This window comes from Streptomyces sp. NPDC025793 (assembly GCF_055558375.1).
Window position 1 is genome coordinate 25,643 of sequence record NZ_JBVHMR010000027.1, and the last position, 13,091, is coordinate 38,733.

Here is a 13,091-nt window from a genome sequence, read left to right on the forward strand (position 1 = left end):
GCCTCGGTCATGGCTCGATGCCTCGTTCCTGCAACGCGAGCCGGAGGGCGTGCAGGGCGTAGTACGTCCGCGACTTGACGGTGCCCAGCGGGATGCCCAGCACGTCCGCCGCCTCCGCCATGGTCCGGCCCCGGTAGTACGTCTCGACCAGTACGGCGCGATGGTCCGCGGACAGCGTCCGGACGGCGTCGGCCACCGCCCAGCTCTGCAGCGCCTGCTCGATCCGGTCCTCGCCCGCCGTCCGCTCGGCGACCCGGTCCAGTGCGTCGCCGCCGGTCTCCGCGGGCCGGGCCTGCCGGGCCCGGTGGGCGTCGATGACCAGGTGCCGGGCGACCGTGAACAGCCAGGCCCGGGCGGAACCACGGCGGGGTTCGAACGCGGTGGGGTGCCGCCACGCCCGCAGCAGCGTCTCCTGTACGACATCCTCGGCCCACTGCCGGTCTCCTGACGTCAGGCGCAGCGCGTAGTGGAACAGGGGCCCCGCGTGCTCGGCGTACAGAGTGCGGAGCAGCTCCTCATCCGTGGCCGGCACGGTCCCTTCACCAGGGACACGGCGCGCGGAGCGATCCGTATCGGCTGTCCCGCCACGTCTGCGGGCGCTCCATGGCATAAGCAGATCATTACGCATTTGCTCACTTTTGTCGCGTATCGACCGAACCGGTCGGCATCACCGCCCGTGAAGTCAGGAAAGGGCAGACACATCCCCGTTCCCGAGAGGTGAGGAGCGAACACCATGCACCCGAACTTCGGTCACTCCGTCCGGCGCTCACTCGTCACGGCCGGGCTCGCCACCGTGACGGCGGCCGGACTGGGGTTTCTCAGCGCGTGCGGCCAGTCCCCGCACACCACCTCGGTCGGCGCCATCACGGCCGGTCCCGGTCAGCACCAGATGGCCGGGATGCCCGGCGCCTCCGCACCGGACCCCGCGGCGAGCACCGTGACGATCAGGAGCTTCGCGTTCACCCCGGCCACCCTGAAGGTCAAAGCGGGCACGACGGTGACCTGGACCAACCAGGACACCGACGCCCACACCGTCACCAGCGCCACCCCGGGCGGACCGCTGCACTCGCCCGCCCTGGCCACCCACGCCGGCTACAGCCACCGGTTCACCGAACCGGGCACCTACGCCTACCTCTGCACCATTCATCCCTTCATGACGGCCACGGTGGAGGTGACCCGATGACCGGGTACCGCGAGCACGACATGACGCGACGTCAACTCATACGGCACGCGGGGTGGTTCGGCGGGGCCGTCGTGCTGACCGTGGCCGGCGGAGAGGTGATCAGCCACATCGCCGGCCCCCGGGACACCCTCGCCAGGGCCGCCGCGCCGACCACCGGCGCCCTGCGGTTCGTGCAGGTCTCCGACAGCCACATCGGCTTCCACGGGCCGGCGAACCTGGACGTGGCCGGCTCGTTCACCGAAGCCATCGACCAGGTCAACGCGCTCGGCTTCCGGCCCGACTTCGTCATGCACAGCGGCGATCTGACCCACCTGTCCACGACGGGCCAGTTCGACCAGGTCAGGCAGATGATGACCCGGCTGCGGACGGACCGCGTCTTCACCGTGCCGGGCGAGCACGACTCCATCGGCGACGCGGGCCGCGCCTACCGGCAGGTCTTCGGCAGGGGCACGCTCGGCGACGGCTGGTACAGCTTCGACACCCACGGAGTGCACTTCGTCGCCCTGGTCAACACCCTGAGACTGGAGAAGCTGGGCCACCTCGGGACCGAGCAGATCGACTTCGTGCGGCGGGACCTGGCGGGGCAGTCGCCGGACACCCCGATCGTGGTCTTCAGCCACATCCCGCTGTTCGCCATGTACCCCCGGTGGGGCTGGAGCACGGACGACGCGTTGAAGGTGATCGCGCTCCTGCGCCGGTTCTCCTCGGTGACCTGTCTCAACGGACACGTCCACCAGCTGTTCACCAAGACGGAGGGCAACATCACCTTCCACTCCGCCACCACCACCGCCTACCCGTTGCCGAAGCCGGGTCGGGCCCCCGCCCCCGCGCCGCAGGTCGTACCCGCCCGGCAGCTCAGGGCCGCGCTCGGCATCCGCACCGTGGGGTACCGGCAGGGCGACCGGGAACTGGCGGTCAAGGACCAGCGGCTGGCATGAGCGAGGGCACGTCCAGCCTGCGGAACTCCAGGCTCTCGTAGCTCTGGGCGGTGCCCGTCTCGTACAGGACGCCGACCGTGGCGGGGCCCAGCTGGACCAGGTCGGAGTAGGCGGCCGGGCGGTCGGAGAGGGTGAGCCGCTTGGTGAAGGTGCGGCCGCCGTCCGTGCTGGTCCACAGGGCGAGCGCCCGGCGGGCGGTCGGCACGGAGGGGGCGGAGAACAGCAACGGGGCGCCCGGTCCCCGGAGTTGGAGGACGCTGCCCTGGACCACGGGGACGTCGGACAGACTCGGCTGACGGGCGTACGGGCGGTCGAGGGAGCGGCCGCCGTCCCCGGAGTAGCTGTCGAGGCGGTTGCCGGGGGCGCTGCCGTACTGGTCACGGGCGTTGAAGTAGAGCCTGCCGTCCGGGAGTTGCGCCGCCGTCGTCTCGTTGACGTTGGTCACACCGTGGGTGCTGTCCGTCACGAAGCCCAGGTGCCAGGTGCGCCCGCCGTCGTCGCTGTAGAGCGCGTGGCCGCCGTCGCGGCCGGAGCCGGAGGAACCGGAGGAACCGGCGGGCGGGGCGACGGAATGGTTCGCGGGGACGAGGAGACGGCCTCGGTGCGGGCCCCGGGTGAGGGCGACGGCGTGGCCGGGGCCGGTGGCGTACCAGCGCCAGTCGGATCGCTTCACCTGAGCGGTGATGTCGGCCGGGGGTGAGAAGCGGCGGCCGTCGTCCCGGCTGCGCTGGACGTACACCCGGCGCTCCCCTTCGCCGCTCATGATCTCACCCTCTGCCGCCGCCCCACTGTTCCCGCAGGTCACGAGCACGACGGCGCCGGTACGCGGGTCCACGACCGGCGCCGGGTTGCCCCGGGTGTCCCCGTCCCCGGGCGTCACGACGGTCAGCGGACCCCAGGTGCAGCCGCCGTCGGTGGAGCGGCGCAGGACGACGTCGATGGCACCGGTGTCCCGAGCGTCGTACCGCCGCCCCTCGGCGAAGGCCAGCACCGTGCCCTGCCGGGTGCGGACGACCGCCGGGATGCGGTAGGTGTGGTAGCCGCCCAGGCCCGAGACGTAGGGGACGGAGGAGGCGCAGCCGTGCGAGGGGGGCGCGGGTGCGGCCCCGGCGGGCAGGGCGGCGGCGAGCGGGGGGAAGAGGCCGAGGGCGGTGAGGAGGACGAGGGCGGTGAGCGGGGTGCGGCGGAGCGGGGTCATCCGCTCATCGTCGTCGTAAGCCCTCCCTCCGGCGGGTAGCCCACGCTCGTGCCGCTGCCGGACGGTGGCACGCCGAGGCGGCCGTCGCGGACCTCGACGACGCGGTCGGCGGCGCGCAGGTGCGTGCGGTCGTGGGTGACCAGGACGGTGGCGGTGCCCCGCTCGCGGGTCAGCCGGGTGATCAGGTCGACGACGGCGGCGCCGCGTTCGTGGTCGAGGGCGCTGGTGGGTTCGTCGACCAGGAGCAGGGTCGGCTCGTTCATCAGCGCGCGGGCGATGCCGACCCGCTGGCGCTGGCCGCCGGAGAGCTGGTGGGGGCGCCGGCCGGCCCGGTCGGCGAGGCCCACCGCGGCCAGCAGCTCCAGGGCCCGGCCGCGCGCCCTGGCCGGTGAGCGCCCGTCGATCGAGGCCATGAGCTGGAGCTGTTCGACCGCGGTGAGCGAGGGCAGCAGATGGGGCTGCTGGAAGACGATGCCGATGGTGCGGCGGCGCAGCTCGGTCAGTTCCGCGCGGCTCAGACCGGTCGTGGTGACACCGTCGACGCTGACCGTGCCGGCGTCGGGCGTGACGAGGGTGGCGGCGACGGCGAGGAGGCTGGACTTGCCGGAGCCGGAGGGTCCGGCCACGGCGGTCAGGGTGCCCCTGGGCACGTGCAGGGTGACGTGGTCGAGGGCGGTCAGGCGGTCGTCGCCGTCGGGGTAGGTGAGGGTGACGTCGGACAGGTCGAGGCTCATCGGGCGCTCCCCAGGGCGGTCAGCGGGTCCACCGAGGTGATGCGGCGGACGGACAGGGCGGCCCCGAGCGCGCCGAGCAGGATCATGACGGCGGCGGGGGCGAGGACGGTGGCAGGGGTGAGGAGGAAGGGCACCGTGTCCGGTACGACGAGGGCGCCGAGCGCGGCGGCGATGCCGGTGCCGAGGAGTGTGCCGCCGACGAGCAGGGCGGCGGCCTGGCCGAGGGCGTCCCTCAGCAGGTGCGCGGTGGAGGCGCCGAGCGCCTTCAGTACGGCGATGTCGCCGCCGCGCTGGATGGTCCAGACGGTGAAGAAGGCGCCGACGACGAGCGCGGAGATGGCGAACAGGAAGCCGCGCATCAGCTGGAGGGAGCCGTTCTCCGAGGCGTAGGAGCCGATCGCGGACAGCGAGCCGTCCTTGGTCACGGTCCTGGTGCCGATGGCCCGGTCGGCGGCCGCGACATCGGCGCCGCCGGTCGTGTCCAGGGCGATCACCGTCGCCGTCGCTCCGGCACCGGCACCGGCGGCGCCGGGAGGCGCCACGCTCCCCCAGGCGGTGAGGCCGGTCCAGATCACGGGGGTGTGGCTGAAGGAGGCGTCGCCCGCCACGGCCGCCACCGTCAGCTTCCGGCCGGCCAGGGTGAAGGTGTCGCCGGGTGCGAGGCCGCCGAGGCCGGCGGCGGCGGCGGTGGACAGCACCGCCGTACGGTCGTGGATCGCGGCGCCGTCGGGGGCCAGGCGGGAGCCGGGGCGGACGCCGAAGGCGGAGACCGGGGTGCTCCGGTCGCCCGCGGTGGCCCTCGTGGTGGTGATCCCGAGCGGTTCGGCGCGCAAGACGCCGGGTACCCCGGCCCACCGTTGCCACTGGCCGGCGGTGACGGTGGAGTCGCCGTACGACAGGCTCCGCCCCGGTCCGGGGGCAGCGAAGGCGATCCGGTCGGCGGGCAGGCCGGTGATCGCGGAGATGTTCTGCCGGCCCAGACCGGCGGTCAGTGCGGACAGCAGCCCGACCAGCAGGGTGATCAGGGTGATGACGGTTCCCATCAGGGCGAAGCGGCCCTTGGCGAACCTCAGGTCTCTCCAGGCGACGAACACGGCTGCGACTGCTCTCTGCGGAGGTGGACGGAGTGTGCCTCCACCGTCGCCGCCCGCGCCCGCCGCGGGCATCTGGCGACGGAGGTCACTTCGCGGATCGAACGGCGGTGCCCGGATTGCAACTTTCGACAGAGGCCGGGCCGTGGCTCGTCTCCGTACCCTGGGGGGACTGTGAACCACGCTGGTAGGACCGTGAACACCGCCGCCCCCGCCCTGACCCCGACCACCCGGGCCCTGTCCTGGTGCCTGCACCTGCTCGTCGTCGGCCTCCTCGCGCTCGCCGCCGTCCGGGCCGTGACCGACGGCCGGCCGCACGCCGCGCCGGCCCTCGCCGGGGCCGCCGGGTGCGCTCTGGTGTACGCGGCGGGCCCGCTGCTGCCCCGGGTCCGCGGCGACCGGCGGGCCGCCGCCTGGTGGCTGGCGGCCGTCGGCGCGGCGTGGCTGGTGCTGCTGGCGCTGTCCGCCGACGGCGTGTGGGTGGCCTTCCCGCTGTACTTCCTCCAGCTCCATCTGCTGCCGCGCCGCTCGGGCCTGGCCGCCGTGGCCGCGACCGCGGGCGCGGCGATCGCCGCGTTCGCCGCGCATCAGGGCGCCTTCAGCGCGGCCATGGCGATCGGTCCGGCGCTCGGGGCCGCCGTCGCGGTCGCGGTGGTGTGGGGATACCAGGCGCTGTACCGGGAGAGCGAGCGGCGCCGGCGCCTGATCGAGGAACTCACCGCCACCCGCGCCGACCTGGCCGAGGCCCAGCACACCGCGGGAGTGCTGGCCGAGCGCGAGCGGCTGGCCCGCGAGATCCACGACACCCTCGCGCAGGGCCTGTCCAGCATCCAGCTGCTGCTGCGGGCCGCCGAGCGGACCCTGCCCGACGGTGCGCAGAGCGCGGCGCGGCACGTCGGCCAGGCCCGCCAGGCCGCGGTGGACAGCCTCGCCGAGGCCCGCCGCTTCGTCGCCGCCCTCGCCCCGCCCGCCCTGGAGGGCAGCACCCTGCCGGACGCGCTGGAGCGGCTGTGCGCCACCACCGGCACCCGGCACCGGCTCACCGCCCGGTTCCGCCCGGTCGGTGCGCCGCTCGCCCTGCCGACCGCGCACGAGGTGGCCCTGCTGCGCATCGCCCAGTCCGCGCTCGCCAACACCGTGCGCCACGCGGGCGCGACCGCCGTGGAGGTCACCCTCGGCCGCCTCGACGACGAGGCCGTCCTCACGGTCGTCGACGACGGCGCCGGCTTCGAGCCCGGCCGGCTGCCCGCGCCCGACCCGGAGACGGGCGGCTTCGGCCTGGCCGCCATGCGCGCCCGCATCCGCGCCCTGGGTGGCACCCTGACCGTCGACTCCGCCCCGGGCCACGGCACCACCCTGACCGCCCGGCTCCCGCTCACGCGGACCCGGACCGCCGACGCCGGGACCGCGTCCGCCGGAACCGAGGCCCACCGGTGACCGCCCACCCGAACCCCACCGGCCGCACCGGCCCCACCGACCACACGGACCTCCCCCGGCCCGCCCGCACCGACATCCCGCCGCTGCCGCGGCAGTTGCCCGCCGAGACGAAGGCCCGCCCGTGACCGCCCACCCGGATCCCACCGGCCGCACCGGCCCCGCCGACCACGCGGACCTCCCCGTCCGGCTGCTTCTCGCCGACGACCACCCGGTCGTGCGGGCCGGGCTGCGGGCCGTGCTGGAGACCGAGCCGGGGCTCGTGGTCGTGGCGGAGGCGGCCACCGCCGAGGAGGCCGTCCTCCGGGCCGGGGCGGGTGACGTCGACGTCGTGCTGATGGACCTCCGGTTCGGCACGGGGATGGGCGGGGCGGAGGCCACCGCCGCGATCACCGCCCGGCCGGGTGCCCCCCGGGTCGTGGTCGTCACCACCTACGACTCCGACGCCGACACCCTCCCGGCCATCGAGGCCGGTGCCACGGGCTACCTGCTCAAGGACGCTCCCCCGGAGGAGCTGGCCGCGGCCGTGCGCTCGGCGGCCGCCGGCCGTACCGCGCTGGCGCCCGCGGTCGCGGACCGGCTCTTGAACCGGCTGCGCGCCCCCGGCACCTCACTGACCCGGCGCGAGACCGAGGTGCTCGCCCTGGTCGCCGAGGGGCTGTCCAACCAGGCCGTGGGCCGTCGGCTCCACCTCACCGAGGGCACGGTGAAGTCCCATCTGGCCCGCGTCTACGCCAAGTTGGGCGTCGACTCCCGCACCGCCGCCGTCGCCGCGGCCACCGACCTCGGTCTCATCCGGCGCCCGTGAACGCGACCGGGCCTGTGCTTGTGCCCGTCAGGACGGGGTCGTCCGCGCCGCGGCCAGCAGGCGGGTGACGTCGGGGGCGCAGATGGTCAGGGCGGCGCCCACCGTGGTGAGGGCGTCGCGCTCGGCCGGGGTGTAGGGGCCGTCGGCCAGCGCGATGCGGGCGGCCTGAAGGAGCAGGGACTCGCGGCCGGCGGGGGCGAGGTGCGGGGCGAGCGGGTCCAGGGCCTCGTGCAGCTCTATCGTCAGGCTCGCGCCGCAGGGCTGCTCGAAGACCCGGCCGGTGTCGGCGGCGAGTGCCTCGACCAGGGCGGCCAGCCGGTCCTCGGTGCAGTCCTCGAAGCCGGCCGCGCGGACCGCGGCGGCGGCGGTCTCCAGGGCCGTACGGGAACCGGTGCCGCCCGCGGCGAGCACGGCGAGGGCGACGGTGTGCACGGCGTCGCGGAGCATCGCGGAGAAGCGGCGGGTGGTGGGGTGGTCGAGGACGTCGGTGCCGTAGTGCTCGGCGCACGCCGCGCACTCCACGACCGGTCCGGCCGTCCCGCGCGCCAGCAGCGGCAGCCCGAGCAGGGTGAGCCGGCGACGGCCGGTGAGCCGTTGGTAGTTGCGGTCGCCCCCACAGCCGGGGCAGTAGAACTCGCCGTCGCCCACGGGCGTCCATGCGGTGCGCGCGCCGAGGAGGCGCAGGACCCGGCCGTTTCGTCCCCGTACTGGCAGCACGTCGCACCTCCGTAACCGCGCGGCAACATCGCCGTGCTGGCGTGATGTTAGCCACATCACGGAGGCTGAGTCAGTACCCCGGAAGAGACCTTTCTGTTACCTGCCCGGCACAGTGGCCGAAAACGGCGGCGCCCCGACCGCCGTATACAGCGGTCGGGGCGCCGAAACCCCCGGTCAGAGGGATCAGCGGGCCGCGCGGTTGACGGCCGAGACGACCGCCTTCAGCGACGCACGCGTCGTGTTCGCGTCGATGCCGATCCCCCACAGGACCTTGCCGTCGATCGCGCATTCGATGTAGGAGGCGGCCTGCGCGGAGGCGCCCTCGCTCATCGTGTGCTCCTGGTAGTCCAGCAGGCGTACGTCGACGCCGATGGACTCCAGGGCGTCGAAGAAGGCCGAGATCGGACCGTTGCCGGTACCGGTCAGGACGGTGTCCTCGCCGTCGACCGTGGCCTCGACCGTCAGCGCGTCGACGCCGTCGGTGTCCGTGGTGGACTGGCCGGTCCTGACCTGGATGCGACCCCACGGGTTGTCCGGGTTCGGCAGGTACTCGTCCTGGAAGACGGCCCAGATCTCCTTCGGCGTGATCTCGCCGCCCTCGGCGTCCGTCTTGGCCTGGATGAGCTTCGAGAACTCGATCTGCATGCGGCGCGGCAGGTCCAGCTTGTGGTCGTTCTTCAGGACGTAGGAGATACCGCCCTTGCCGGACTGCGAGTTGACCCGGATGACGGCCTCGTAGGAGCGGCCGACGTCCTTCGGGTCGATCGGCAGGTACGGCACCGCCCACTCGATGTCGTCGACCGTGACGCCCCTGGCCTTCGCGTCGGCCTCCATGGCGTCGAAGCCCTTCTTGATGGCGTCCTGGTGGGAGCCGGAGAAGGACGTGTAGACCAGGTCGCCCACGTACGGGTGGCGCGGGTGGACCTCCATCTGGTTGCAGTACTCCCACGTACGACGGATCTCGTCGATGTCGGAGAAGTCGATCTGCGGGTCGACGCCCTGCGAGAACAGGTTCATGCCCAGGGTGACCAGGTCGACGTTGCCGGTGCGCTCGCCCTGTCCGAACAGGCAGCCCTCGACGCGGTCGGCGCCGGCCATCAGCGCCAGCTCGGCGGCAGCGACGGCCGTGCCGCGGTCGTTGTGCGGGTGGACGGAGATGCAGACGTGCTCGCGGCGGGAGATGTTGCGGCTCATCCACTCGAAGCGGTCCGCGTGCGTGGACGGGGTCGAACGCTCCACGGTGGCGGGCAGGTTGAGGATGATCTCGCGGCCCGGGCCCGGCTGGTAGACGTCCATGACCGCCTCGCAGACCTCCAGCGCGAAGTCCAGCTCGGTGTCGGTGAAGATCTCCGGCGAGTACTGGTAGCCGAACTCCGTCTCCGGGCCCAGCAGCTTCTCGGCGTACTCCATCACCAGGCGGGTGCCGTCGACGGCGATCTGCTTGATGTCGTCCTTGGAGCCGCGGAAGACGACCCGGCGGAAGACCGGCGCGGTGGCGTTGTACAGGTGGACGGTGGCCCGTTTGGCGCCCTTCAGGGACTCCACGGTCCGCTCGATCAGGTCCTCGCGGGCCTGGGTCAGCACGGAGATCGTGACGTCGTCCGGGATCGCGCCCTCTTCCTCGATGATCGAGCGCACGAAGTCGAAGTCGGTCTGGCCGGAGGCGGGGAAGCCGACCTCGATCTCCTTGTAGCCCATCGCGACCAGCTGGTCGAACATCCGGCGCTTGCGCTCGGGCGACATCGGGTCGATCAGGGCCTGGTTGCCGTCGCGCAGATCGGTGGAGAGCCAGCGGGGGGCGACGGTGATCCGCTGCTCCGGCCAGGTGCGGTCCGGGATGTCGACCTGCTCGTAGCGGCCGTACTTGTGGATCGGCATGGTGCTGGGCTGCTGGCGGTTGACCATGGTGGCGTGGGCTCCTCAGGGTGTCCGGAAGGACGGCCGACGACGCAACACGAAGCTCCGCGGGGAGGGAGTCGACCTGGACTACAGGCCCTCGCCGCGGCAGCTAAGAAGAAGCAGCCCGAAACGCATGATGCTCCGCAGCCTAGCCGAGCCGCGCCGGGTACGAGGGCCTGTATCAGTATGCGGGACCGCACGGATAAAAGGAACAAAAGGTGCGCCATACCACTTCCGGTTACGGAGGGTGGCCGGACGTCCCGATATTTCACCAATCACGGTTGCGGGTAGTGACACTTGCGTCACACAATGCCAGCATTTCGTCATGACGACCAACGGGGGCTTCCAGCCCGTCTTCTGCACGATCGTGCCGCCGCACATCCTCGACCGGCTCGCCCGGCACGAGGACTCCGCCATCGCCGAGCGCGCGCAGCGCACCCTGGAGCACGACTCCGCGCTGCGCACCCGCCGCCGCGAGACCGCGGTCCGCACCCGGAGCGCCGCCGCCGGCGCCGCCCCGGCCGGCAGCAAGCCGAAGCGCACGATCTACGACGCCGGGCACGGCAGCGACCTGCCCGGCACCGAGGTCCGCGCCGAGGGCCAGGACCCGGTGCAGGACGCCAGCGTCAACCGCGCCTACGCCGGCCTCGGCGCCACCTTCGAGCTCTACCTGAAGGCGTACCAGCGGGACTCCATCGACGGCCACGGGCTGCCGCTCAACGCGTCCGTGCACTACCAGACCGGCTACGACAACGCCTTCTGGAACGGCGACCAGATGGTCTTCGGGGACGGCGACGGCCAGGTCTTCGTCGACTTCACCAGCAGCATCGACGTCATCGGCCACGAGCTGACCCACGGCGTCACGCAGTACACCGCGAACCTGGACTACGAGGGCCAGTCCGGCGCCCTCAACGAGTCGGTCTCGGACGTCTTCGGGTCCCTCATCAAGCAGTACTCGCTGGGCCAGAGCGCCGACCGGGCCGACTGGCTGATCGGCGAGGGCCTGCTCGCCCCCGGCGTGCACGGCACCGCGCTGCGCTCGATGAAGGCCCCGGGCACCGCGTACGACGACCCGAGGCTCGGCAAGGACCCGCAGCCCGCGACCATGGCGGGCTATGTGGACACCAGCGACGACAACGGCGGCGTCCACACCAACTCCGGCATCCCGAACCACGCCTTCTACCTGCTCGCCACGGCCATCGGCGGCAACGCCTGGGAGAAGGCCGGGCAGATCTGGTACGACGTGCTCACCGGCGGCGCGCTGCAGTCCGGCGCGCAGTTCGCCGACTTCGCCAGGCTGACGGTGAAGGCGGCCCAGACGCGGTTCGGCGCCGGGGACGAGCTGGAGGCCGTCAAGAAAGCGTGGGAACAGGTCGGTGTGCGGACGTCGTAGTGCGGCCGGCGGCGTTCCGTACTAGACACGGACCCATGCGCATCCAGATTCGACGCACGGGCGGCTTCGCGGGGATCGAGCGCCGGGCCGAGGTGGACACCTCGGCCCGGCCCGACGCCGCCGAGTGGCAGGCCCTGGCCGAGCGTGTCCTCGCGTCCGGCCCGGGCGCCCCGCCCGCCGGCGTCCCGGACGGCTTCCGGTACGAGATCACCGTGGACGGCCGCACGGTGTACGCGGCCGATCCCCGACTCACCGAGGACCAGCGGGAGTTGGTGACCCGGCTGCTGAAGGAAGGGGCGTAGGCGGCGGTTGCCGCCGGGGCATTGACTTCCGTTACCGGGGGTAAGGATGATCCCGGCCATGGCGACTGACGCAGGTGACCCGATACCCCGGTTCCCCGACGGCTTCCTGTGGGGCGTGTCGACGTCCGCCCATCAGATCGAGGGCGCGGCCGACGCACGCGAGCGTTCCGTGTGGGACGTGTTCACGGCCGAGCCCGGCCGGGTGAAGGACGGCTCGACGGCGGCGGTGGCCTGCGACCACTACCACCGCTACCCCGAGGACGTCGCACTCCTCGCCGGCCTGGGCGTGGGCGCGTACCGCTTCTCGGTCTCCTGGCCGCGGGTGAACTCCCCCGGTGGGCTGGACTTCTACGACCGCCTGGTGGACGAGCTGTGCGCGGCGGGCGTCCGGCCCGTGCCCACCCTCTTCCACTGGGACCTGCCCGTCTCGCTTCAGGAGGCGGGCGGCTGGCTGACCCGCGACACGGCGGCCCGGTTCGCCGACCACGTGAGCGTGGTCGCCGAGCGCCTGGGCGACCGGGTGCCGAAGTGGATCACCCTCAACGAGCCCGCCGAACACACCCTGCTGGGGCACGCCCTCGGCGCCCACGCCCCGGGCAGGCGGCTCCTGTTCGACGCGCTCCCGGTCGCCCACCACCAGCTCCTCGCCCACGGTCTCGCGGTACGGGCCCTGCGCGCGGCCGGAGCGGGCGACGTCGCCATCGCCAACTCCCACGGCCCCACCTGGCCCGCGTCCGAGGAACCGGCCGACCTGGAGGCGGCGGGCTTCTACGACGTCCTCCTCAACCGCCTGTTCGCCGAGCCGGTCATCCTCGGCGAATATCCGGACGGAATGGGCGAGTTGATGCCGGGCGACGACGTCTCGGCCGACCTCAAGGTCATCGCCGAGCCGGTCGACTGGTACGGGATCAACTACTACGCGCCGACCCGGGTGGGCGCCCCCGGGGGCACGGACAGCGAGTACGGCGGACTCGCCCTCCCGGCCGAACTCCCCTTCTCGGTACGGGAGATCGAGGGCCGGCCGACGACCGACTTCGGCTGGCCGGTCGTCCCGGAGGCCCTGACCGAGCTGCTGACCGGCTTCCGCGACCGCTACGGCGACCGGCTCCCGCCGATCGTCATCACCGAGAACGGCTGCTCGTACGAGGGCCTCGACGACCAGGACCGCATCGCCTACCTGGACGGCCATCTGCGCGCCCTGCACACCGCGCTCACGGCCGGGGTGGACGTGCGCGGCTACTTCGTGTGGTCGCTGATGGACAACTTCGAGTGGGCGGAGGGCTACGCGCGCCGCTTCGGACTGGTGCACGTCGACTACACGACGCTGGAGCGCACCCCGAAGGCCTCCTACCACTGGTTCCGGGACGTGCTCCGGAACCAGGGCTGACGGCGCC

The 13,091-nt window shown here is 73.0% G+C and carries 14 protein-coding genes; 8 read left to right on the top strand and 6 right to left on the bottom strand.

Annotated elements, in window-relative coordinates; translation table 11 throughout:
* Nucleotides 1-7: 7 nt before the first annotated feature.
* Nucleotides 8-610, bottom strand: a complete 603-nt coding sequence (locus ACZ4MF_RS35025) for a sigma-70 family RNA polymerase sigma factor (protein WP_467496514.1) — start codon at nt 608-610, stop codon at nt 8-10.
* Nucleotides 611-733: 123 nt separating this feature from the next.
* Between ACZ4MF_RS35025 and ACZ4MF_RS35030 the strand changes: the two genes are divergently transcribed.
* Nucleotides 734-1,183, top strand: coding sequence for a plastocyanin/azurin family copper-binding protein (locus tag ACZ4MF_RS35030; RefSeq protein ID WP_467496516.1), 450 nt, complete (start codon nt 734-736; stop codon nt 1,181-1,183).
* Nucleotides 1,180-2,121: a metallophosphoesterase family protein gene (locus ACZ4MF_RS35035; protein WP_467496518.1), complete on the top strand. Its 942-nt coding sequence runs from the start codon at nt 1,180-1,182 to the stop codon at nt 2,119-2,121. The genes ACZ4MF_RS35030 and ACZ4MF_RS35035 overlap by 4 nt, the downstream gene beginning before the upstream one ends.
* Here the strand turns inward: ACZ4MF_RS35035 and ACZ4MF_RS35040 are convergent.
* The 3 genes from ACZ4MF_RS35040 to ACZ4MF_RS35050 are packed head-to-tail and all read right to left on the bottom strand — an operon-like array spanning nt 2,099 to nt 5,147.
* The gene (locus tag ACZ4MF_RS35040; protein ID WP_467496519.1) at nt 2,099-3,319 is read right to left on the bottom strand and encodes a sialidase family protein; all 1,221 of its coding nucleotides are present in this window, start codon (nt 3,317-3,319) and stop codon (nt 2,099-2,101) included. The genes ACZ4MF_RS35035 and ACZ4MF_RS35040 overlap by 23 nt on opposite strands.
* On the bottom strand, nt 3,316-4,053 hold the full coding sequence (locus ACZ4MF_RS35045) for an ABC transporter ATP-binding protein (protein ID WP_467496521.1): 738 nt from the start codon (nt 4,051-4,053) through the stop codon (nt 3,316-3,318). The genes ACZ4MF_RS35040 and ACZ4MF_RS35045 overlap by 4 nt, the downstream gene beginning before the upstream one ends.
* Nucleotides 4,050-5,147 carry an ABC transporter permease gene (locus ACZ4MF_RS35050; protein ID WP_467496523.1) on the bottom strand — a complete coding sequence of 366 codons (1,098 nt, stop codon included), beginning with the start codon at nt 5,145-5,147 and terminating at the stop codon, nt 4,050-4,052. Before ACZ4MF_RS35050 ends, ACZ4MF_RS35045 begins: the two co-directional genes overlap by 4 nt.
* Nucleotides 5,148-5,339: 192 nt before the next feature.
* Here ACZ4MF_RS35050 and ACZ4MF_RS35055 point away from each other — a divergent pair, with 192 nt between their 5' ends.
* Genes ACZ4MF_RS35055 through ACZ4MF_RS35065 form a run of 3 tightly spaced genes read left to right on the top strand, consistent with a single transcriptional unit; the run spans nt 5,340 to nt 7,386 of the window.
* A complete protein-coding gene (locus ACZ4MF_RS35055) occupies nt 5,340-6,581 on the top strand; it encodes a sensor histidine kinase (RefSeq protein ID WP_467496525.1) in 1,242 nt (413 codons plus the stop codon).
* The gene (locus ACZ4MF_RS35060) at nt 6,578-6,706 is read left to right on the top strand and encodes a hypothetical protein (protein WP_467496527.1); all 129 of its coding nucleotides are present in this window, start codon (nt 6,578-6,580) and stop codon (nt 6,704-6,706) included. The genes ACZ4MF_RS35055 and ACZ4MF_RS35060 overlap by 4 nt, the downstream gene beginning before the upstream one ends.
* Nucleotides 6,703-7,386: a response regulator gene (locus tag ACZ4MF_RS35065; RefSeq protein ID WP_467496529.1), complete on the top strand. Its 684-nt coding sequence runs from the start codon at nt 6,703-6,705 to the stop codon at nt 7,384-7,386. The genes ACZ4MF_RS35060 and ACZ4MF_RS35065 overlap by 4 nt, the downstream gene beginning before the upstream one ends.
* Nucleotides 7,387-7,413: 27 nt before the next feature.
* Here the strand turns inward: ACZ4MF_RS35065 and ACZ4MF_RS35070 are convergent, their stop codons facing one another.
* Both ACZ4MF_RS35070 and leuA read right to left on the bottom strand, forming a co-directional pair.
* Nucleotides 7,414-8,103, bottom strand: coding sequence for a tellurite resistance TerB family protein (locus tag ACZ4MF_RS35070; RefSeq protein ID WP_356030894.1), 690 nt, complete (start codon nt 8,101-8,103; stop codon nt 7,414-7,416).
* A 183-nt stretch (nt 8,104-8,286) separates the two neighbouring features.
* Complete coding sequence (gene leuA / locus ACZ4MF_RS35075) at nt 8,287-10,008, bottom strand: 2-isopropylmalate synthase (RefSeq protein ID WP_467496532.1); 1,722 nt, start codon at nt 10,006-10,008, stop codon at nt 8,287-8,289.
* Nucleotides 10,009-10,327: 319 nt separating this feature from the next.
* On the opposite strand from leuA, the gene ACZ4MF_RS35080 reads away from it, so the two are divergent.
* The 3 genes from ACZ4MF_RS35080 to ACZ4MF_RS35090 are packed head-to-tail and all read left to right on the top strand — an operon-like array spanning nt 10,328 to nt 13,084.
* Nucleotides 10,328-11,395, top strand: coding sequence for a M4 family metallopeptidase (locus ACZ4MF_RS35080; protein WP_467496534.1), 1,068 nt, complete (start codon nt 10,328-10,330; stop codon nt 11,393-11,395).
* Between the two features lie 35 nt (nt 11,396-11,430).
* Nucleotides 11,431-11,697, top strand: coding sequence for a protealysin inhibitor emfourin (locus ACZ4MF_RS35085; protein WP_356030889.1), 267 nt, complete (start codon nt 11,431-11,433; stop codon nt 11,695-11,697).
* A 58-nt stretch (nt 11,698-11,755) separates the two neighbouring features.
* Nucleotides 11,756-13,084: a GH1 family beta-glucosidase gene (locus ACZ4MF_RS35090; RefSeq protein WP_467496536.1), complete on the top strand. Its 1,329-nt coding sequence runs from the start codon at nt 11,756-11,758 to the stop codon at nt 13,082-13,084.
* The last annotated feature ends 7 nt before the right edge of the window (nt 13,085-13,091 follow it).

Coding starts and splice junctions, on each gene's coding strand:
- ACZ4MF_RS35025 (WP_467496514.1), bottom strand. CDS start 610: ATGCCATGGAGCGCCCGCAGACGTGGCGGGACAGCCGATACGGATCGC.
- ACZ4MF_RS35030 (WP_467496516.1), top strand. CDS start 734: ATGCACCCGAACTTCGGTCACTCCGTCCGGCGCTCACTCGTCACGGCC.
- ACZ4MF_RS35035 (WP_467496518.1), top strand. CDS start 1,180: ATGACCGGGTACCGCGAGCACGACATGACGCGACGTCAACTCATACGG.
- ACZ4MF_RS35040 (WP_467496519.1), bottom strand. CDS start 3,319: ATGACCCCGCTCCGCCGCACCCCGCTCACCGCCCTCGTCCTCCTCACC.
- ACZ4MF_RS35045 (WP_467496521.1), bottom strand. CDS start 4,053: ATGAGCCTCGACCTGTCCGACGTCACCCTCACCTACCCCGACGGCGAC.
- leuA (WP_467496532.1), bottom strand. CDS start 10,008: ATGGTCAACCGCCAGCAGCCCAGCACCATGCCGATCCACAAGTACGGC.
- ACZ4MF_RS35080 (WP_467496534.1), top strand. CDS start 10,328: ATGACGACCAACGGGGGCTTCCAGCCCGTCTTCTGCACGATCGTGCCG.
- ACZ4MF_RS35085 (WP_356030889.1), top strand. CDS start 11,431: ATGCGCATCCAGATTCGACGCACGGGCGGCTTCGCGGGGATCGAGCGC.
- ACZ4MF_RS35090 (WP_467496536.1), top strand. CDS start 11,756: ATGGCGACTGACGCAGGTGACCCGATACCCCGGTTCCCCGACGGCTTC.